Consider the following 18,450-nt stretch of genomic DNA (forward strand, 5'->3'; position numbering starts at 1 on the left):
GACTATTGTCCCAACTTCAGGCGAGCGGTCTCGCCACTGGTGAACGGCGCTACGTCCACAGGCTGGCCGTTGTAGGCCACTTGCGCGCCACGGGCAAAGCCCAGACGCAGCGTCAAAGGAGGCTTGCCGCCCTGGTCGAGCGTATCTCCCTTACGCTTCAGACCGCTGAACAGCACTTTGCCGTTGCCATCGGTGACTTGCGTCCAGCAGTCAGCGATGAAGGTAATCTGTACACGGCCATCACCGGCAATCAAGGCTGGGGTGGTGGGCGGCGAAATCGCAGGGGCAGCGGGAGCGGCGGGAGCCGGAGTCGCTGGCGTCTGCACTGGAGCGGCCGGCGTGTGAGCCGGGGCAGCAGGCGTTGCAGGAGCCGGTGCGGCAGCAGTCGCGGCTGGCGCGGTTTCCGGTGCGGCTGGCTGCTCGGTGGCAGCCGCTGCTTCCGGCGCGGCCTGGCTTTCGGCAACGGCCTGGTCTTCCGGCTCATCCAGCGGGTGAATCTGGGTGGTGCCGTCAGCGCTCTCGACTTCGACGTGCTCCATGGCGTTGCTGGTCAAGTCCTTGGTGCGCTGGGAGGTCTGGTCTTGCCACCAGACGAAACCGCCACCAATGACCGCGATCAGCAGCAACAGGCTGACAATGCGCAAAATCGTGTGGGAAACCCGCACCGGCTCTTCGATACGCCCCAGGCCGTGGACATTGCTGCCCTGGGAATCGGTGCCGGTGAATTGGTCGAACTCCTGAACCAGTATGGCCTGGTCGATACCCAGCAATTTGGCATAGGCGCGGATATAGCCGCGGGCAAAGGTGTGCCCAGGCAGCTTATCGAACGCGCCGGCTTCCAGGTTGCCCAGGGACGTCGTGGTCAAATTGAGCTTGAGGGCCACTTCTGCCAGCGACCAACCATTGCTTTCGCGGGCCTGACGCAAGGTGTCGCCTGGGTTTACGCGATTAGCTGCTACAACTTCCGGGTGCGCCGCTTTCATCATTGCTCCGACAGGTATTGCTGATATTCCGGCGTACCGGGATAGAGTCGTTCGAGTTGCTGGCCAAAACGTGCGGCCGTGTCGCGTTCTTCATGAACCGTCGCCAGGCGCACACCGAGCAATAGACTACGTGCATTTTGCCCGCTGAGCAGGCTAAAACGCTCGTAATAGTCACGTGCCGGCACATAATGCCTGTCATCAAAGGATAACTCAGCCATTTCGAGCAACGCCCGAGGCTGGCGACCGTTCAAATGCAGGGCTTTTTCCAGTTGCTGGCGGGCGCTATCGCGCTGACCGAGGCGCATCGAGGTCACCCCAAGGTTCTCGAACACCCGCGAACGCTCAGGATAGAGGGTATCGGCGCTGGCTTGCTGGAAATAAAGGGCGGCCTGGTCATAACGTTTCTGCGCGAACAGGAAGCTGCCGTAATTGTTCAGCAGCCGCGGATCCGCAGGCCGGGAAGCCAGTGCCTTATGGAAATACTGTTCGGCCAGTTCAGGCTCGGCCTGGGCCTGGAACACCAGGGCCAGTGCGCCATTGGCGTCGGCATCGTCGCTGTCCAGCTCCAGGGCCTTCTTCAGCGGTACCTTGGCCTGCTCACTCATGCCTTGTTGCAGATAACCCAAGCCCAGTTGCACATAGGCAACCCGCGCCTCGTCACGGCCTTTACCGGTTTGCAAAGGGCTCTCATGACCCGATGAAACACAACCGACCGCGAGACCGGTAACAAGCAAAAGCAGCGCAAGGCGCAAGGGCATAGAGATCCTCTCTCAGATTCGATTCACAGCAATCAGCGGTAAATCGTCGGCGGCTTTCACTTCGCGTCCGGCGATATAACGCTCGCTGCGGCGGGTACGGTCCATCACCTGCCCTACCAATTGGCCACAAGCGGCGTCGATGTCTTCACCACGCGTGGTGCGGACGGTCACGTTATAGCCAGCCTGGTGCAGTTGATCCTGGAAACGGCGGATGGCGTTGTTGCTCGGCCGCTCGTAGCCAGAATGTGGAAACGGGTTAAACGGAATCAGGTTGATCTTGCACGGGGTGTTCTTGAGCAACTCGATCATCTCGACCGCGTGTTCGACCTTGTCGTTGATGTCCTTGAGCATCGTGTACTCAATGGTCAACACGCGTTTTTCGCCCAAGGTCGCCATGTAACGCTGGCAAGATTCCAGCAGCATCTTAAGCGGATACTTCTTGTTGATTGGCACCAATTGGTTACGCAATGCGTCATTCGGTGCATGCAGCGACAACGCCAGGGAGACGTCGATGTGCTTGGCCAGCTCATCGATCATCGGTACCACGCCAGAGGTCGACAGGGTCACGCGGCGCTTGGAGATGCCGTAGCCCAGGTCGTCCATCATCAGGTGCATGGCCGAAATGACGTTGTCGAAGTTCAGCAGCGGCTCACCCATGCCCATCATCACCACGTTGGTGATGGCACGGTCGACGGTCGCCGGGACGCTGCCAAAGGATTTGTTGGCAATCCACACCTGGCCGATCACTTCGGCGGCGGTGAGGTTGCTATTGAAGCCTTGCTTGCCGGTGGAGCAGAAACTGCAGTCCAGGGCACAGCCTGCCTGGGACGAAACGCACAAGGTGCCGCGTTTGCCCTGGGGAATGTACACGGTCTCGACGCAGCTGCCGGACGCCACGCGCACCACCCACTTACGGGTGCCGTCGCTGGAGATGTCCTCGCTGACCACTTCGGGACCACGGACCTCAGCAATAGCCTTGAGCTTGTCGCGCAGGGCCTTGCTGACGTTCGTCATGGCGTCGAAATCGTCGACGCCAAAGTGGTGAATCCATTTCATTACCTGACCGGCACGGAAACGCTTCTCCCCGATTGAGTCGAAGAATTTCTCCATTTCCGGCTGGGTCAGACCCAGCAGGTTGGTTTTAACAGTCGATGTAGTCATGGATTCACCCTCACTCTTTAAGCCGATGCTTAACGAGCGGTTACTTCAGTAGCAGCGAAAAAGTACGAGATTTCGCGAGCAGCAGCAGCTTCGGAGTCCGAGCCGTGTACGGCGTTGGCGTCGATGGATTCAGCGAAGTCAGCACGGATAGTGCCGGCAGCAGCTTCTTTAGGGTTGGTAGCGCCCATCAGCTCACGGTTCAGAGCGATAGCGTTTTCACCTTCCAGAACCTGAACAACAACAGGACCGGAGATCATGAAGGCAACCAGGTCGCCGAAGAAACCACGAGCGCTGTGCTCAGCGTAGAAGCCTTCAGCTTCGGCTTTGGACAGTTGCTTGAGTTTCGAAGCTACAACCTTCAGGCCGGCTTTTTCGAAACGAGTGGTGATCTCGCCGATGACGTTTTTTGCAACAGCGTCAGGCTTGATGATGGAGAAAGTACGTTGAACAGCCATGGTGTAACTCCAGAAACGGTAATTTACGAAAAATTAAACCCGCGAATTATACGCGGGTTATTGGGTATTGCCTAACTGCGTAAAGGGAGGCGTCAGTCCTGTTCTTCTTTCCAGGCAGTCTGGATAGCTTCCAGAACCTTCTCACCGCCGCGATCACGCTCATCTTCAAACCCTGGCAATGCCATGACCATGTCACGCAAAGCTACAAAGTTCAGAGAGTAAGGATCCAGATCAGGGTTGGCATCGGCCAACAGGATAGCGATCTCTTGTACATCAACCCATTTAAGACTCATGACACTTCCTTGAATCAATGCGGCGCTTCGGCGGCATGGTTGAGCGAATACTTCGGAATTTCGACGGTAAGGTCTTCAGTCCCTACTTTCGCCTGACAGCTCAGGCGCGATGTCGGCTCCAGGCCCCACGCCCTATCAAGATAGTCCTCTTCCAGCTCATCGGCCTCTTCGAGACTGTTGAAACCTTCGCGGATAATGCAGTGACAGGTGGTGCAGGCATTGACGCCACCGCAAGCACTTTCGATCTCGATGTGGTTGTCATGGGCAACTTCGAGGATGGACTTGCCGGTCTCAGCCTCCACGACCATACCGTCCGGGCAATGCTCGGCGTGTGGCAGAAAAATGACCTGCGGCATTAATTATTCCTCGATTTCATTCAGGTTGCGTCCCGCCAGGGCGGCTTTGACCGTCTGGTCCATACGGCGGGCGGCAAAAGCATCGGTCACTTGGGACAGGCGCTTGGTCTGTTGCTCGATGGCGTAACCATCGTCGCCTTTCATCAATTCGGCCAGTTCCTGCATTTGCAGATCAATGACCATGCGCTCTTCGGCATCCAACAGACGCTCGCCGTCAGCATCCAGCGCGCCCTGCACCGCTTCGAGCAGGCGCTGGGCGTCGACTTGCTGCTCACGCAATACACGGGCGACCTTGTCGTCACCGGCATATTGGAACGAGTCCTTGAGCATCTTGGCGATTTCACCGTCGGTCAGGCCGTAGGACGGCTTGACCTGGATGCTCGCCTCAACGCCTGAGCCCAGCTCGCGCGCGGCCACATTCAACAGGCCATCGGCGTCAACCTGGAAGGTCACGCGGATCTTCGCCGCACCCGCGACCATCGCCGGGATGCCGCGCAGTTCAAAACGCGCCAGGGAGCGGCAGTCGCTGATCAGCTCGCGCTCGCCTTGCAGCACATGAATCATCATGGCCGTCTGGCCATCTTTGTACGTGGTGAAGTCTTGGGCGCGGGCGACGGGAATGGTGGTGTTGCGTGGAATCACCTTCTCCATCAGGCCGCCCATGGTTTCCAGACCCAGGGACAACGGAATCACGTCGAGCAGCAGCAGTTCGCCACCATCGCGCTTGTTGCCGGCCAGGGTGTCGGCCTGGATCGCGGCGCCGATGGCGACCACTTGATCCGGGTCGATTTCAGTCAGCGGCTGGCGACCGAAGGCTTCGGCGACAGCTTCACGCACGCGCGGCACGCGGGTGGAGCCACCGACCATGACCACGGCGCCGACGTTTTCCAACTCGATACCGGAGTCACGCACGGCTCGGCGGCAGGCTTTCAGGCTGCGGGCAACCATCGGCTCGATCAACGCATCAAAGGCTTCGCGCGTCAGTTGGGCCGACCAGGTGCCGTAGGAAACCTCCACGATTGCAGCATCCGTCAGCGCTTCTTTGGCGGCGCAGGCGGTTTGCAGCAGGTTACGCTGCGCGCCCGGATCCAGATCGGCGGACAAGCCAGCGCTGCTGATGATCCAGCCCGCAATGGCGTGGTCGAAGTCATCGCCGCCCAGGGCGCTGTCGCCACCGGTGGCCAGCACTTCGAAGACACCGCCGGTGAGGCGCAGGATCGAAATATCAAAGGTGCCGCCGCCCAGGTCATAAATAGCGACCAGGCCTTCTGCGTGCTGGTCCAGGCCATAAGCCACGGCCGCCGCAGTGGGCTCGTTGAGCAGGCGCAGCACGTTCAAGCCGGCGAGTTTCGCCGCGTCCTTGGTGGCTTGGCGCTGAGCGTCATCGAAATAAGCCGGAACGGTGATCACTGCACCGACCAGTTCGCCGCCCAGGGTTTTTTCCGCGCGCTGGCGCAGCACCTTGAGGATATCGGCGGACACTTCCACCGGGCTTTTCGGGCCCTGGATGGTGTCGATGAACGGCATGTGGGATTCACCGCCGACAAAGCGATACGGCAGCTGGTCGCCCAATTGCTTGACGTCGGACAGACCACGACCCATCAAGCGCTTGACCGACAACACGGTATTCAGAGGATCGGTAGACGCCGCCAACTTGGCCGATTCACCGACTTCAGTGCGATCAGCGTGGTAGCGCACGGCAGACGGCAGGATCACCTGCCCGTCAGCGTCGGGCAACGGCTCGGACAGACCGCTGCGCAAGGCAGCAACCAGAGAATTGGTGGTGCCCAGGTCAATCCCGACCGCCAGGCGACGCTGGTGCGGTTGAGGGCTTTGGCCGGGTTCGGCGATTTGCAGTAGGGCCATGGTAATCAGGTCTTATCTGTCTATCAGGCGTGCATCACGGGCAGCACACGGGGTTAATCGTCGAGGCGCTCTTCTAGCTGGCGCACTTCGTAGGTGAGCTTGTCGAGGAACTGCATGCGCCGCATCAGGCGTTCGGCCTGTTCACGTTGCGCTGCATCATCCCAACAGGCTGCGAAGCTTTCGTTGAGCTCATCCTGGGCCGTTTTCAGACGACGCTTGAAGACTGCGACGCCAGCAAGATCGGCTTCGTCCTGCAACTCTTCGAGCTCCTCGCGCCACTGCATCTGCTGCATCAAGAAGTCGGGGTCGTGCACCGTCACTTCAAGCGGCAACTCGCCACCGTTCATCGCAAGCAGGTAGCGTGCGCGCTTGGGTGGGTTTTTCAGGGTCTGATAGGCTTCGTTGAGGCTGGCCGACCGCTCCAGCGCCAGGCGCTGCTCACGCTCGGAAGCGTCAGCGAAGCGGTCCGGATGCACCCCACGCGCCAACTCTCGGTAGCGCGTGGCAAGCTGCTCAAGGTCCAGGCGAAAACTCGGCTGCAGCTCGAATAAAGCGAAATGACAAGGAGTACCCACGAATAGCCTCAGATGTTGAAGCTTTCGCCGCAGCCACATTCACCGCGCACGTTGGGGTTGTTGAACTTGAAGCCTTCGTTCAACCCTTCCTTGACGAAATCGAGTTCGGTGCCGTCCAGGTAGGTCAGGCTTTTAGGGTCGATGATCACTTTCTCGCCGTGACTTTCGAACACCTGGTCTTCCGCCACCACCTCGTCGACAAACTCCAGCACGTAGGCAAGGCCGGAACAGCCTGTGGTGCGAACACCCAGACGAATCCCCTCACCTTTACCGCGCCCATTCAGGGAGCGGCGAATGTGCTGTGCAGCCGCTTCTGTCATGCTGATAGCCATCGTTGACTCCTTACTCGTCGCCAAATGCTTAGATCAAGCCTTTCTTCTGCTTGTAGTCGCGAACGGCCGCCTTGATGGCGTCTTCTGCGAGTACCGAGCAGTGGATTTTCACTGGCGGCAGGGCCAGTTCTTCGGCCAGCTGGGTGTTGCTGATGGTGACAGCCTCATCCAGGGTCTTGCCTTTCATCCATTCGGTCGCCAGGGAGCTGGAGGCGATGGCCGAACCGCAGCCGTAGGTCTTGAACTTGGCGTCTTCGATAACGCCATTGTCGTTGACCTTGATCTGCAGGCGCATGACATCGCCGCACGCCGGAGCGCCGACCATGCCGGTGCCGACATCTGGGTCTTCCGCGTCCATCTTGCCGACGTTGCGCGGGTTTTCGTAGTGGTCGATGACCTTTTCGCTGTAAGCCATGGTACTGAATCCTCACTCATCAGGGCCGCTCTGGAACCCTGTAGAAACGCCTGCGTTTTCCGCCACGTTCCTACAGAGCTGGGGTGGCGGCTTCTATAGTTAGTGTGCCGCCCACTCGATCTTGGAAATATCGACGCCGTCTTTGTACATGTCCCACAGCGGCGACAGAACGCGCAGCTTGTTGACGGCTTCGCAGACTTTCTGCGCGGCGTAGTCGACTTGTTCTTCGGTGGTGAAGCGGCCGAACGTAAAGCGGATCGAGCTGTGTGCCAGTTCGTCGTTGCGGCCCAAGGCGCGCAGTACGTACGAAGGCTCAAGGGACGCCGAGGTGCAGGCCGAACCGGACGAAACCGCCAGGTCCTTGAGCGCCATGATCAGCGACTCGCCTTCGACGTAGTTGAAGCTCAAATTCAGGTTGTGCGGTACACGGGCGGTCATGCTGCCGTTGATGTACAGCTCTTCAAGGCCTTCAACCTGCTTGTAGAAGCGGTCGCTCAGGGCCTTGATGCGCACGTTTTCGGCAGCCATGTCTTCCTTGGCTACACGGAAGGCTTCGCCCATGCCGACGATCTGGTGGGTCGCCAGGGTGCCCGAACGCATGCCGCGCTCGTGACCGCCGCCGTGCATGGTGGCTTCGATACGCACGCGAGGCTTGCGGCTCACGTACAGGGCGCCGATGCCTTTAGGGCCGTAGGTCTTGTGGGCAGAGAACGACATCAGGTCGACTTTCAGTTTCGACAGGTCGATGTCGACCTTGCCGGTGGACTGAGCAGCGTCGACGTGCAGCAGGATACCCTTCGAGCGGGTCAGCTCGCCGATGGCCGCGATGTCATTGATGGTGCCGATTTCGTTGTTCACGTGGATCACGGAAACCAGGATGGTGTCTTCACGCAGGGCTGCTTCGATCATGGCCGGGGTGACGATACCGTCGGTGGTTGGCTCGAGGTAGGTGACCTCGAAACCTTCACGCTCCAGTTGGCGCATGGTGTCGAGGACAGCCTTGTGCTCAATCTTGGTGGTGATCAGGTGTTTGCCCTTGGTCGCATAGAAATGCGCCGCACCCTTGATTGCCAGGTTGTCGGACTCGGTGGCACCGGAGGTCCAGACGATTTCCCGAGGATCGGCGTTGACCAGGTCAGCGACTTGGCGACGAGCGTTCTCGACCGCTTCCTCGGCTTTCCAGCCGAATACGTGGGAACGGGACGCCGGGTTGCCGAAGTTTCCGTCAACCAGCAGGCATTCGCTCATCTTTTGCGCGACACGCGGATCAACCGGGGTGGTCGCTGAGTAATCAAGGTAAATCGGCAATTTCATGGACTTTCTCCTAAATCAGGCTGGCTGGCGTGCCGTTAGCTCTTCGGCTGTCACTCGACGGCGGACGCTTCGATCTTGTCCAGACGCGGCGCCTTGGTGTTGCAACGGCGCTGGTCCTGACGCTGGGCTACTTCTTGCACCTCACGGCGAGTCACAAGATCAGCCAAGCTGATACCACTCAAAAACTCATGGATCTGCAGGCTCAGGTCACACCACAAGTGGTGTGTCAGGCAGGTGTCGCCGGCGTGGCAGTCACCCAGGCCCTGGCATTTGGTGGCGTCGACGGATTCGTTGACCGCGTCGATCACCTGAGCCACCTGGATCCCCTGCATGTCGCGGGACAACTGATAGCCGCCACCCGGCCCGCGCACACTGGAAACCAGGTTGCTACGGCGCAGCTTGGCGAACAGTTGCTCGAGATAGGACAGGGAAATGCCTTGGCGCTCGGAGATATCGGCCAGGGACACCGGCCCAGTTTGCGCGTGCAAAGCCAGGTCGAGCATGGCAGTCACCGCGTATCGGCCTTTTGTAGTCAGTCTCATGGACAAGTACCAAGGTGTTTCAGAATGTGGGCAAGTATGCGATTCCCGAGTATTTAAGTCAACTATAAGACCTAGTACTTTAGTCAGGATTACCCGTAAAAAGGGCGCGCGAATCATAGCAGGATGGGGTGGGATCGACCAGCGCAACCGGGGCTGCGCCGATCAACAGCAAATACTTAGCCTGCCTTGGTGGAGGCTTCGTCCTTGATTTCGGCGAAGTCTTCTTCGCGCAGTTCAGGCAGGTCTTTCGCACAGTAGGGGCTGCCCAAGTCCTTCAACGCGCCGCACATGCCGTCCAGCTTGCCATCCACCGCCTGCAGGTGATCCAGCAACTGGCCAATGGCTCGCGCCACCGGGTCGGGCATATCCTCGCTGACGCCATAGGCATCGAAGCCGATCTTCTCAGCCATGGCCTTGCGCTTGGCTTCCTGCTCGTCGCCGGCTTCCGGCTTGACGATGATTCGGCCAGGAATACCTACAACGGTTGCACCTGGCGGCACAGCCTTGGTCACCACCGCATTGGAGCCGACCTTGGCGCCCGCGCCGACAGTGAACGGGCCGAGCACCTTCGCGCCCGCCCCTACCACCACACCATCACCCAAAGTTGGGTGGCGCTTGCCCTTGTTCCAGCTGGTGCCGCCAAGCGTCACGCCCTGGTAAAGGGTCACGTCATCGCCGATCTCGGCAGTCTCGCCAATCACGATGCCCATGCCATGGTCGATGAAGAAACGACGACCGACCTTGGCCCCCGGATGAATCTCGATCCCGGTCAGCCAGCGCCCGAAGTTCGACACCAACCGCGCCAGCCATTTCCAGCCCATGCCCCACAGGGCACCGGACAGGCGGTGAATCCAGATGGCGTGCATGCCCGGGTAGCAGGTCAGCACTTCAAAGGCGTTGCGCGCCGCCGGGTCACGGTGGAAAACACTCTGGATATCTTCTCGCAAACGCTCGAACATTTTTAATCCTTCCGCTTAAGAAGCTCGCCACGGGCCGCTTTCTGGGTTTCCGTGAGGATGCCACGCAATATATTCATTTCCGCCCGGCTGACCGAGCTGCGTCCGTAAAGGCGACGCAGGCGTGCCATCAAGTGCCGTGGTTTTTCCGGATCGAGGAATTCGATGGCCACCAGGGTTTGCTCCAGGTGCTCATAGAATCGCTCCAGCTCGTCCATGGTGGCCAACTCGCCACTCTTGGTCGACGCCACTTCATCCTTCTCTACCTTGCTCGGCTGCCCCTCAGCGGCCAGCCAGGCCATGCGCACTTCGTAGGTCAACACCTGCACCGCCGCCCCGAGGTTCAGCGAGCTGAACTCAGGGTCCGATGGGATGTGCACGTGGTAATGACATCGCTGCAGCTCTTCATTAGTCAGGCCGGAATCTTCACGACCAAAGACCAAGGCGATTTCAGCGCCACCGGCAGCCTCCTCGACCACTTTGGTGCCGCATTCACGCGGATCCAGCAGCGGCCAAGGGATGCGACGGTCGCGAGCGCTGGTGCCAAGTACCAGGTTGCAGCCGACCAAGGCGTCTTCCAAGGTGGCGACGACCTGGGCTTTTTCAAGAAGGTCATTGGCGCCGGATGCGCGGGCATCGGCCTCGTGGTGCGGGAACACGCGCGGGTCGACCAGCACCAGGCGCGTCAGCCCCATGTTTTTCATGGCTCGCGCCACCCCACCGATATTGCCGGGATGACTGGTATTGACCAAGACGACACGAATGTTTTGCAGCAAGGGAGGCGCTCTCGGACACGGGAAAGGGGAGCAAATCTTACAGAACAGCCTAAGGTTATGCCATGAAAGCTAACGTCGTCCTTCACCTGAAGAAAGTTTCTGCTAGAATGCTCGGCTTTCTTTAACAACCTTAGGTGACACATCCATGCAGCCCATGCTGAATATCGCGCTGCGCGCCGCCCGCAGCGCCAGTGAATTGATCTTCCGCTCCATCGAGCGCCTGGATACCATCAAGGTCGACGAAAAAGACGCCAAGGATTACGTATCCGAGGTGGATCGCGCCGCCGAACAGAAAATCATCGACGCGCTGCGCAAGGCTTACCCTACCCACGGCATCCTCGGCGAAGAAACCGGCTTGCACAAAGGCAGCGGTGAAGGCGAAGACTACCTGTGGATCATCGACCCACTGGATGGCACCACCAACTTCCTGCGCGGCATCCCGCACTTTGCCGTGAGCATCGCGTGCAAATACCGTGGTCGCCTGGAACACGCCGTCGTACTCGACCCGGTTCGCCAGGAAGAATTCACCGCCAGCCGTGGCCGTGGCGCCCAGCTGAATGGTCGTCGCCTGCGTGTCAGCGGTCGTACCAGCCTGGACGGCGCCCTACTGGGTACCGGCTTCCCGTTCCGTGATGACCAGATGGACAACCTGGAAAACTACCTGGGCATGTTCCGCGCCCTCGTTGGCCAGACCGCTGGCATTCGTCGCGCCGGCGCAGCGAGCCTGGACCTGGCCTATGTGGCTGCTGGTCGTTTCGACGCGTTCTGGGAGTCCGGCCTGTCCGAGTGGGACATGGCTGCAGGCGCCCTGCTGATCCAGGAAGCAGGCGGATTGGTGAGCGACTTCACTGGCGGTCATGATTTCCTTGAGAAAGGCCACGTGGTTGCCGGCAACACCAAATGCTTCAAGGCAGTATTGACGGCGATCCAGCCGCACCTGCCGGCTTCGCTGAAGCGTTAAGCTAGCGAGCACAAAAAAGCACCCCTCGGGGTGCTTTTTTTATGCCTGTAGAACCGGTTACTGCTGGTTCTGACCCAGGATCAGACGACCTTCTTTGTCGACTGGAATCTGGCTGCCTGGGTCGCGCTCCATACGCACAGAACCTTCCTTGCCATCCAGGTTGTAACGCACGTCGTACCCGACCACCTTGTCGCTGATGTCGTTGACGGTGTTACAACGGGTTTGCGTGGTGGTGTAGGTATCGCGATTCTGCATACCTTCCTGAACCTTGTTACCGGCGTAACCGCCACCCACCGCGCCGGCTACAGTCGCCAGCTTCTTGCCATTACCACCACCGATCTGGTTGCCCAGCAAACCACCCGCCAGGGCGCCTACGACCGTACCGGCGATTTGATGCTGATCCTGCACCGGACGTTGCCGGGTCACGGTGACGTCCTTGCAGACCTCACGGGGAGTTTTTATCTGGGTTTTAACCGGCTGCACCGCCAGCACTTGCGCATACTCAGGGCCGCTTTTTACCAGGCTGTAGGTGGCAACAGCACCCCCGGCAGTCACACCGACAGCACCCAATACCGCACCAACCAGCAACGACTTGTTCACGTGAACCTCCTGACCATCACAAGCGGACCGAAACGTCCGCGCTATACCCAGCCTTGGAGCAAAAAAAAAGGCGCGAGTTCAATACTCGCGCCTTTCTTGTATCAGCGGATCAACAAACGCCCATCAAGGGCGGTCGTCGACCTCCTTGCCAGTGCTGGCCGGAGGGATCAGGTCTTCACTGCTGAGGTTCAGCCAGATCAGTACCACGTTGGCGATGTAGATCGACGAGTAGGTACCCGCCAGAACGCCGATGAACAGCGCCAGGGAGAAGCCCCACAGGTTGTCGCCACCGAAGATCATCAACGCAGCGATCGCCAGCAAGGTGGAGATCGACGTCGCCATGGTCCGCAGCAGGGTCTGGGTGGTGGAGATGTTGATGTTCTCGATCAGCGACGCTTTGCGCAGCACTCGGAAGTTCTCACGAACCCGGTCAAATACCACGATGGTGTCGTTGAGGGAGTAGCCAATGATCGCCAGCACCGCGGCCAGTACGGTCAGGTCGAAGGTAATCTGGAAGTACGCCAGGATACCCACTGTGACGATCACGTCGTGGATCAGCGACACAATGGCGCCGACACCGAACTTCCACTGAAAGCGGAACGCCAGGTAGATCATGATGCCGACCAGCGCCATCAGCATGCCGAGGCCGCCCTGGTCGCGCAGTTCTTCACCGACCTGCGGGCCCACGAACTCGACGCGCTTGACCGACGCCGGGTTGTCGCCGCCGACCTTCTGCAAGGCCTCGGCTACCTGGTGACCCAGTTGCGGGTCTTCGCCAGGCATACGCACCAGCAGGTCGGTGGTGGCACCAAAGCTCTGCACGATGGCTTCGTGATAGCCGGCCTTGACCAGCTCGCCACGCACCAGGGTGACATCGGCCGGCTTCTCGTAGGTCAGCTCGATAAGCGTACCGCCGGTGAAGTCCAGACCGTAGTTCAGGCCCTTATGGAACCAGCTGAACAACGCCAGAACGGTAAGGAGCACAGTGACGCCGAACGCAATGTTGCGAACGCCCATGAAGTTGATTGTACGTAACATGGCAGCCCCTTAAATCCACAACTTCTTGAAGTCACGCCCGCCATAGATCAGGTTGACCATTGCGCGGGTCACCATGATGGCCGTGAACATCGAGGTAAAGATACCGAGGGACATGGTCACCGCAAAACCTTTGACCGGGCCGGTGCCCATGGCGAAGAGAATCCCGCCAACCAGCAATGTGGTCAGGTTGGAGTCGAGAATCGCGGTAAATGCCCGGCCGAAGCCTTCGTTGATTGCACGCTGTACGGTCATGCCATTGGCGATCTCTTCACGAATCCGCGAGAAGATCAGTACGTTGGCGTCTACCGCCATACCCATGGTGAGTACGATACCGGCGATACCTGGCAAGGTCAGCGTAGCGCCCAGCAGCGACATCAGGGCCAGCAGCATGACCATGTTGCCCGCCAGGGCCACGGTGGCGATAACACCGAAGAAGCGGTAGATGGCGATGATGAACAGGGACACGAACAGCATGCCCCACAAGGCTGCGTCGACACCTTTGGTGATGTTGTCGGCACCCAGGCTCGGGCCAATGGTACGCTCTTCAGCGAAGTACATCGGGGCAGCCAGGCCACCGGCACGCAACAGCAGCGCCAGTTCCGAGGATTCGCCCTGGCCGTTCAAGCCAGTGATACGGAATTGAGCACCCAGTGGCGACTGGATGGTCGCCAGGCTGATGATCTTCTTCTCTTCCTTGAAGGTCTGAACCGGCACGTCTTTCTCGACGCCGTTGACCATCTGCTTGGTATAGGTGGTCACCGGGCGTTGCTCGATGAAGATCACCGCCATGCTGCGACCGACGTTGCTGCGCGTGGCGCGGCTCATCAGTTCGCCGCCGTGACCATCCAGGCGGATGTTCACTTCAGGCGTACCGTGCTCGCCGAAACCAGCCTTGGCATCAGTTACCTGGTCACCGGTGATGATCAAGCCACGCTCGATCAACGCAGGAGGACGGTTGCCTTCACGGAACTCGAACTCTTCGGCAGTCGCACGGGTAGCACCCGGCTCAGCCGCGAGACGGAATTCCAGGTTGGCGGTTTTACCCAGGATACGCTTGGCTTCAGCGGTGTCCTGTACGCCTGGCAGTTCAACCACGATGCGGTTGGCACCCTGGCGCTGAACGATAGGCTCGGCCACACCCAGTTCGTTGACGCGGTTACGTACCGTGGTCAAGTTCTGCTTGATGGAGTATTCACGGATTTCCGCGATCTTGGCCGGGCTCATCGCCAGACGCAGTACAGCCTGGCCATTGAGGTCAGCCGGTACGATATCGAAATCGTTGAAGTTCTTGCGGATCAGTGCACGGGCCTGTTCGCGGGAAGCTTCGTCAGAGAAGCCCAGCTGGATGGCACCGTTGAGCTGCGGCAGGCTGCGATAACGCAGGCGCTCTTTACGCAGCAGGCTCTTCACGTCGCCTTCGTAGACTTTAAGACGGGCGTCGAGGGCTTTGTCCATGTCGACTTCCAGCAGGAAGTGCACACCACCGGACAAGTCCAGACCCAGCTTCATCGGGTGCGCGCCAATGCTGCGCAGCCATTGTGGCGTGGTCTGTGCCAGGTTGAGTGCAACGACGTAGTCATCACCCATGACCTTGCGCACGACGTCTTTAGCCGGCAATTGGTCTTCTTGCTTGGTCAGGCGCAACAAGCCGCCTTTCGAACCAGCCGCCAAAGTTGCCGCTTTAACCTGAATGCCCGCGTCAGTGAGCGCTTTGCTCGCACGGTCCAGATCAGCCTGATTGACTTGCAGCGAAGTGCTGGCGCCAGAGATCTGGATCGCCGGGTCATCAGGATAGAGATTGGGAGCGGAATAAATAAAACCGATCGCCAGCACCGCCAGGATCAGTACGTATTTCCACAGAGGGTATTTGTTCAGCATCACGCCGCCCGCTTATAACGCGGGGCGCCTTGCGCGCCCCGTCGATTGGTAAAGGTTGTTACTCAGATCGCTTTGAGCGTGCCTTTTGGCAGCGTGGCGGCGATGGCGCCCTTCTGGAACTTCATTTCTACGGTGTCGGAAACTTCCAGAACCACGAAAGCATCGGAAACCTTGGTGATCTTGCCGGCGATGCCGCCAGTGGTCACAACTTCGTCACCTTTCTGCAGGCTGCCCAGCAGGTTTTTCTGCTCTTTGGCGCGCTTGGCCTGTGGACGCCAGATCATCAGGTAGAAGATGACCAGGAAGCCGACCAGGAAAATCCACTCGAAACCACCGCCCATAGGACCGGCAGCAGCAGGCGCAGCGGCATCAGCCATGGCGTTAGAGATAAAAAAGCTCATTTAGCACTCCAGTTGCAAATAGTGAATCTTAGGGTCGGAAAACTCAGTCCAAGGGCGGCACAGGGAGCCCGCGCTTGGCATAGAAGGCATCGACGAAGGCGGCCAATGTACCCTGTTGAATAGCCTCGCGCAAACCAGCCATCAGGACTTGGTAGTGACGCAAATTGTGGATGGTATTCAACATGCTACCCAGCATTTCCCCACACTTGTCCAGATGGTGCAGATAAGCACGGGAGAAGTTCTGGCAGGTGTAGCAATCACAGGTGGGATCCAGCGGCGAATCATCATGGCGATGGAACGCGTTACGGATCTTCAACACGCCTGTATCGATGAACAGATGCCCATTGCGGGCATTACGGGTTGGCATCACGCAATCGAACATGTCCACACCGCGGCGCACACCCTCTACGAGATCTTCCGGTTTGCCAACGCCCATAAGGTAACGAGGTTTGTCAGCCGGCATCAGGCCCGGCAGGTAATCCAGCACCTTGATCATTTCGTGCTTGGGCTCGCCCACCGACAGACCGCCGATGGCCAGGCCGTCAAAGCCGATTTTGTCCAAGCCTTCCAGCGAGCGTTTGCGCAGGCTTTCGTGCATGCCACCCTGGACGATACCGAACAGCGCAGCAGTGTTGTCGCCGTGGGCATTCTTCGAACGCTGGGCCCAACGCAGGGACAACTCCATAGAAATCCGCGCGACGTCTTCGTCAGCCGGGTACGGGGTGCACTCGTCAAAAATCATCACGATGTCGGAGCCCAGGTCACGCTGGACCTGCATCGACTCTTCCGGGCCCATGAACACTTTGGAACCGTCCACCGGCGAGGCGAAGGTCACGCCCTCCTCCTTGATCTTGCGCATGGCGCCCAGGCTGAACACCTGGAAGCCACCCGAGTCGGTCAGGATCGGGCCTTGCCATTTCATGAAGTCATGCAGGTCGCCATGCTTCTTGATCACTTCCGTGCCCGGGCGCAGCCACAGGTGGAAGGTGTTGCCGAGGATGATCTCGGCACCGGTGGCGACGATGTCACGCGGCAGCATGCCTTTGACGGTGCCGTAGGTGCCGACCGGCATGAAAGCCGGGGTCTCGACGGTGCCGCGCGGGAAGGTCAGGCGACCGCGTCGGGCCTTGCCGTCAGTGGCAAGCAGTTCAAACGACATACGACTCATAAGGTTCCCTCTGGGCCGCGTGGCGCCGGGTTACGGGTGATAAACATCGCATCACCGTAGCTGAAAAAACGGTACTCGTTGGCGATGGCGGCTTGATAAGCGGCCATGGTTTCCGGGTAACCGGCAAATGCCGAAACCAGCATCAACAGCGTGGATTCGGGCAGATGGAAGTTGGTCACCAGGCAATCGACCACATGGAAGGGCCGGCCTGGGAAGATAAAGATATCGGTGTCGCCGCTGAACGGCTTCAGCACGCCATCACGGGCCGCGCTTTCCAACGAGCGCACGCTGGTGGTGCCCACTGCGACTACGCGTCCGCCACGCGCCTTGCACGCCGCGACAGCGTCCACCACTTCCTGGCTGACCTCCAACCACTCGCTGTGCATATGGTGGTCTTCGATGTTATCCACACGCACCGGCTGAAACGTGCCGGCCCCCACGTGCAGGGTCACATAGGCGGTCTCGACGCCCTGGGCGGCAATCGCATCCAGCAGCGGCTGATCGAAGTGCAGGCCCGCAGTCGGCGCGGCAACGGCGCCGAGGCGCTGGGAGTACACCGTCTGATAGCGCTCGCGGTCCGAATCTTCGTCGGGGCGATCTATATAGGGCGGCAGCGGCATATGGCCGACGCGCTCCAGCAGCGGCAATACCTCTTCGGCAAACTTGAGTTCGAACAGCGCCTCATGACGCGCCACCATCTCGGCTTCGCCACCGCCATCGATGAGGATGCTGGAACCCGGCTTCGGCGACTTGCTGGAGCGCACATGGGCCAGTACGCGATGACTGTCCAGTACCCGCTCCACCAGAATTTCCAGCTTGCCACCGGAAGCTTTCTGGCCAAACAGCCGCGCCGGAATCACCCGGGTATTGTTGAACACCATCAGATCGCCTGGGCGCAAATGCTCAAGCAAATCAGTGAATTGACGGTGTGCGAGGGCGCCACTCACCCCGTCCAGGGTCAGCAGTCGACTGGCGCGCCGCTCGGCCAAAGGGTGGCGAGCGATCAGCGAATCAGGGAGTTCAAAAGTAAAGTCAGCAACGCGCATGATGGAGTTCGTCTAGCAGGGCCGGGAAGTCTAGCGGAATTAGTCAAAATTGACCATGAAAGGTGATTGACCAACGGTAATCTCATCTCTATACTTCGCCGCCATTGAGCCCTGATGGCGGAATTGGTAGACGCGGCGGATTCAAAATCCGTTTTCGAAAGGAGTGGGAGTTCGAGTCTCCCTCGGGGCACCATCTTAAAAAAAGACCTTGAAATTCAAGGTCTTTTTTTTCGTCTGTAGAAAAGTGCATCTCTCGCAGAGTTGTTCTTTTGTGAGCGGATCTACGCTCCAAGCGTACTCTCCAGACGCGCCCTGACACGCCCTATGAGCGCAATGCCCGCCTACCATTCATCGCATGCCCATGAGCCTCTAGCAGCCACCAGGGAGCGCACAGCGCGTCGAACGTGTTTTGATGCCGCACTGCCGGGAACGCATGAAAAACCCAGACTAATGCAAGACTGAAAGCACCCGATGAAATGGCCACGCCAAGTACGTTGGGAATTTTCGACCGCCCAAAACAAAACCCCATCTGCTTTCGCAAATGGGGTTCTGGAATTTAATCTTGACGATGACCTA

Annotated in this window: 21 protein-coding genes and 1 tRNA gene; 2 read left to right on the top strand and 20 right to left on the bottom strand. The window is 59.2% G+C overall.

Annotated elements, in window-relative coordinates; genetic code table 11:
* Window positions 1-2: 2 nt before the first annotated feature.
* The 14 genes from CI807_RS00340 to trmJ all read right to left on the bottom strand — a co-directional run bounded on the left by CI807_RS00340 (window position 3) and on the right by trmJ (window position 10,782).
* Window positions 3-983: a RodZ family helix-turn-helix domain-containing protein gene (locus CI807_RS00340; protein WP_095013451.1), complete on the bottom strand. Its 981-nt coding sequence runs from the start codon at window positions 981-983 to the stop codon at window positions 3-5.
* A complete protein-coding gene (gene pilW / locus CI807_RS00345; RefSeq protein WP_095013452.1) occupies window positions 983-1,741 on the bottom strand; it encodes a type IV pilus biogenesis/stability protein PilW in 759 nt (252 codons plus the stop codon). The genes CI807_RS00340 and pilW overlap by 1 nt, the downstream gene beginning before the upstream one ends.
* Before the next feature lie 12 nt (window positions 1,742-1,753).
* Window positions 1,754-2,902 (bottom strand): 23S rRNA (adenine(2503)-C(2))-methyltransferase RlmN, encoded by a 1,149-nt coding sequence (gene rlmN / locus CI807_RS00350; RefSeq protein WP_095013453.1) that lies wholly within the window; start codon window positions 2,900-2,902, stop codon window positions 1,754-1,756.
* A 29-nt stretch (window positions 2,903-2,931) separates the two neighbouring features.
* Entirely contained in the window at window positions 2,932-3,357 is a 426-nt protein-coding gene (ndk, locus tag CI807_RS00355) for a nucleoside-diphosphate kinase (protein ID WP_003175956.1), read from the bottom strand.
* Between the two features lie 92 nt (window positions 3,358-3,449).
* Entirely contained in the window at window positions 3,450-3,650 is a 201-nt protein-coding gene (iscX, locus tag CI807_RS00360; RefSeq protein WP_016977667.1) for a Fe-S cluster assembly protein IscX, read from the bottom strand.
* 14 nt (window positions 3,651-3,664) lie between these two features.
* Window positions 3,665-4,006, bottom strand: a complete 342-nt coding sequence (gene fdx, locus CI807_RS00365; RefSeq protein WP_016977666.1) for an ISC system 2Fe-2S type ferredoxin — start codon at window positions 4,004-4,006, stop codon at window positions 3,665-3,667.
* Between the two features lie 3 nt (window positions 4,007-4,009).
* The gene (hscA, locus tag CI807_RS00370) at window positions 4,010-5,872 is read right to left on the bottom strand and encodes a Fe-S protein assembly chaperone HscA (RefSeq protein WP_095013454.1); all 1,863 of its coding nucleotides are present in this window, start codon (window positions 5,870-5,872) and stop codon (window positions 4,010-4,012) included.
* A 53-nt stretch (window positions 5,873-5,925) separates the two neighbouring features.
* The gene (gene hscB, locus CI807_RS00375) at window positions 5,926-6,447 is read right to left on the bottom strand and encodes a co-chaperone HscB (RefSeq protein ID WP_095013455.1); all 522 of its coding nucleotides are present in this window, start codon (window positions 6,445-6,447) and stop codon (window positions 5,926-5,928) included.
* 8 nt (window positions 6,448-6,455) lie between these two features.
* Window positions 6,456-6,779, bottom strand: coding sequence for an iron-sulfur cluster assembly protein IscA (gene iscA / locus CI807_RS00380; RefSeq protein ID WP_003175963.1), 324 nt, complete (start codon window positions 6,777-6,779; stop codon window positions 6,456-6,458).
* A gap of 28 nt (window positions 6,780-6,807) precedes the next feature.
* A complete protein-coding gene (iscU, locus tag CI807_RS00385; RefSeq protein ID WP_010207899.1) occupies window positions 6,808-7,194 on the bottom strand; it encodes a Fe-S cluster assembly scaffold IscU in 387 nt (128 codons plus the stop codon).
* A gap of 99 nt (window positions 7,195-7,293) precedes the next feature.
* Window positions 7,294-8,508: an IscS subfamily cysteine desulfurase gene (locus CI807_RS00390; RefSeq protein WP_095013456.1), complete on the bottom strand. Its 1,215-nt coding sequence runs from the start codon at window positions 8,506-8,508 to the stop codon at window positions 7,294-7,296.
* Between the two features lie 50 nt (window positions 8,509-8,558).
* Window positions 8,559-9,050, bottom strand: coding sequence for a Fe-S cluster assembly transcriptional regulator IscR (gene iscR, locus CI807_RS00395; RefSeq protein ID WP_003194020.1), 492 nt, complete (start codon window positions 9,048-9,050; stop codon window positions 8,559-8,561).
* 176 nt (window positions 9,051-9,226) lie between these two features.
* Window positions 9,227-10,009 (bottom strand): serine O-acetyltransferase, encoded by a 783-nt coding sequence (gene cysE / locus CI807_RS00400; RefSeq protein WP_095013457.1) that lies wholly within the window; start codon window positions 10,007-10,009, stop codon window positions 9,227-9,229.
* Window positions 10,010-10,011: 2 nt separating this feature from the next.
* Window positions 10,012-10,782 carry a tRNA (cytosine(32)/uridine(32)-2'-O)-methyltransferase TrmJ gene (gene trmJ, locus CI807_RS00405; protein WP_095013458.1) on the bottom strand — a complete coding sequence of 257 codons (771 nt, stop codon included), beginning with the start codon at window positions 10,780-10,782 and terminating at the stop codon, window positions 10,012-10,014.
* Between the two features lie 145 nt (window positions 10,783-10,927).
* On the opposite strand from trmJ, the gene suhB reads away from it, so the two are divergent.
* Window positions 10,928-11,743 carry an inositol-phosphate phosphatase gene (suhB, locus tag CI807_RS00410; RefSeq protein ID WP_003175971.1) on the top strand — a complete coding sequence of 272 codons (816 nt, stop codon included), beginning with the start codon at window positions 10,928-10,930 and terminating at the stop codon, window positions 11,741-11,743.
* A 57-nt stretch (window positions 11,744-11,800) separates the two neighbouring features.
* On the opposite strand, the gene CI807_RS00415 is transcribed toward suhB, so the two are convergent.
* The 6 genes from CI807_RS00415 to queA all read right to left on the bottom strand — a co-directional run bounded on the left by CI807_RS00415 (window position 11,801) and on the right by queA (window position 17,874).
* Window positions 11,801-12,343, bottom strand: coding sequence for a glycine zipper 2TM domain-containing protein (locus tag CI807_RS00415; RefSeq protein ID WP_010207894.1), 543 nt, complete (start codon window positions 12,341-12,343; stop codon window positions 11,801-11,803).
* A gap of 123 nt (window positions 12,344-12,466) precedes the next feature.
* Entirely contained in the window at window positions 12,467-13,381 is a 915-nt protein-coding gene (gene secF, locus CI807_RS00420; protein ID WP_095013459.1) for a protein translocase subunit SecF, read from the bottom strand.
* Between the two features lie 9 nt (window positions 13,382-13,390).
* Window positions 13,391-15,259: a protein translocase subunit SecD gene (gene secD / locus CI807_RS00425; RefSeq protein ID WP_095013460.1), complete on the bottom strand. Its 1,869-nt coding sequence runs from the start codon at window positions 15,257-15,259 to the stop codon at window positions 13,391-13,393.
* Between the two features lie 62 nt (window positions 15,260-15,321).
* Window positions 15,322-15,660: a preprotein translocase subunit YajC gene (gene yajC / locus CI807_RS00430; RefSeq protein WP_003175975.1), complete on the bottom strand. Its 339-nt coding sequence runs from the start codon at window positions 15,658-15,660 to the stop codon at window positions 15,322-15,324.
* 43 nt (window positions 15,661-15,703) lie between these two features.
* Window positions 15,704-16,819 (bottom strand): tRNA guanosine(34) transglycosylase Tgt, encoded by a 1,116-nt coding sequence (tgt, locus tag CI807_RS00435; protein ID WP_003175976.1) that lies wholly within the window; start codon window positions 16,817-16,819, stop codon window positions 15,704-15,706.
* A 5-nt stretch (window positions 16,820-16,824) separates the two neighbouring features.
* The gene (gene queA, locus CI807_RS00440; RefSeq protein ID WP_095013461.1) at window positions 16,825-17,874 is read right to left on the bottom strand and encodes a tRNA preQ1(34) S-adenosylmethionine ribosyltransferase-isomerase QueA; all 1,050 of its coding nucleotides are present in this window, start codon (window positions 17,872-17,874) and stop codon (window positions 16,825-16,827) included.
* Window positions 17,875-17,982: 108 nt separating this feature from the next.
* Here queA and CI807_RS00445 point away from each other — a divergent pair.
* Window positions 17,983-18,067, top strand: a tRNA-Leu gene (locus CI807_RS00445).
* Window positions 18,068-18,450: the final 383 nt, after the last annotated feature.

Source organism: Pseudomonas sp. NS1(2017) (genome assembly GCF_002269425.1).
In the GTDB taxonomy this organism is placed as follows: Bacteria; Pseudomonadota; Gammaproteobacteria; order Pseudomonadales; family Pseudomonadaceae; genus Aquipseudomonas; species Aquipseudomonas reactans.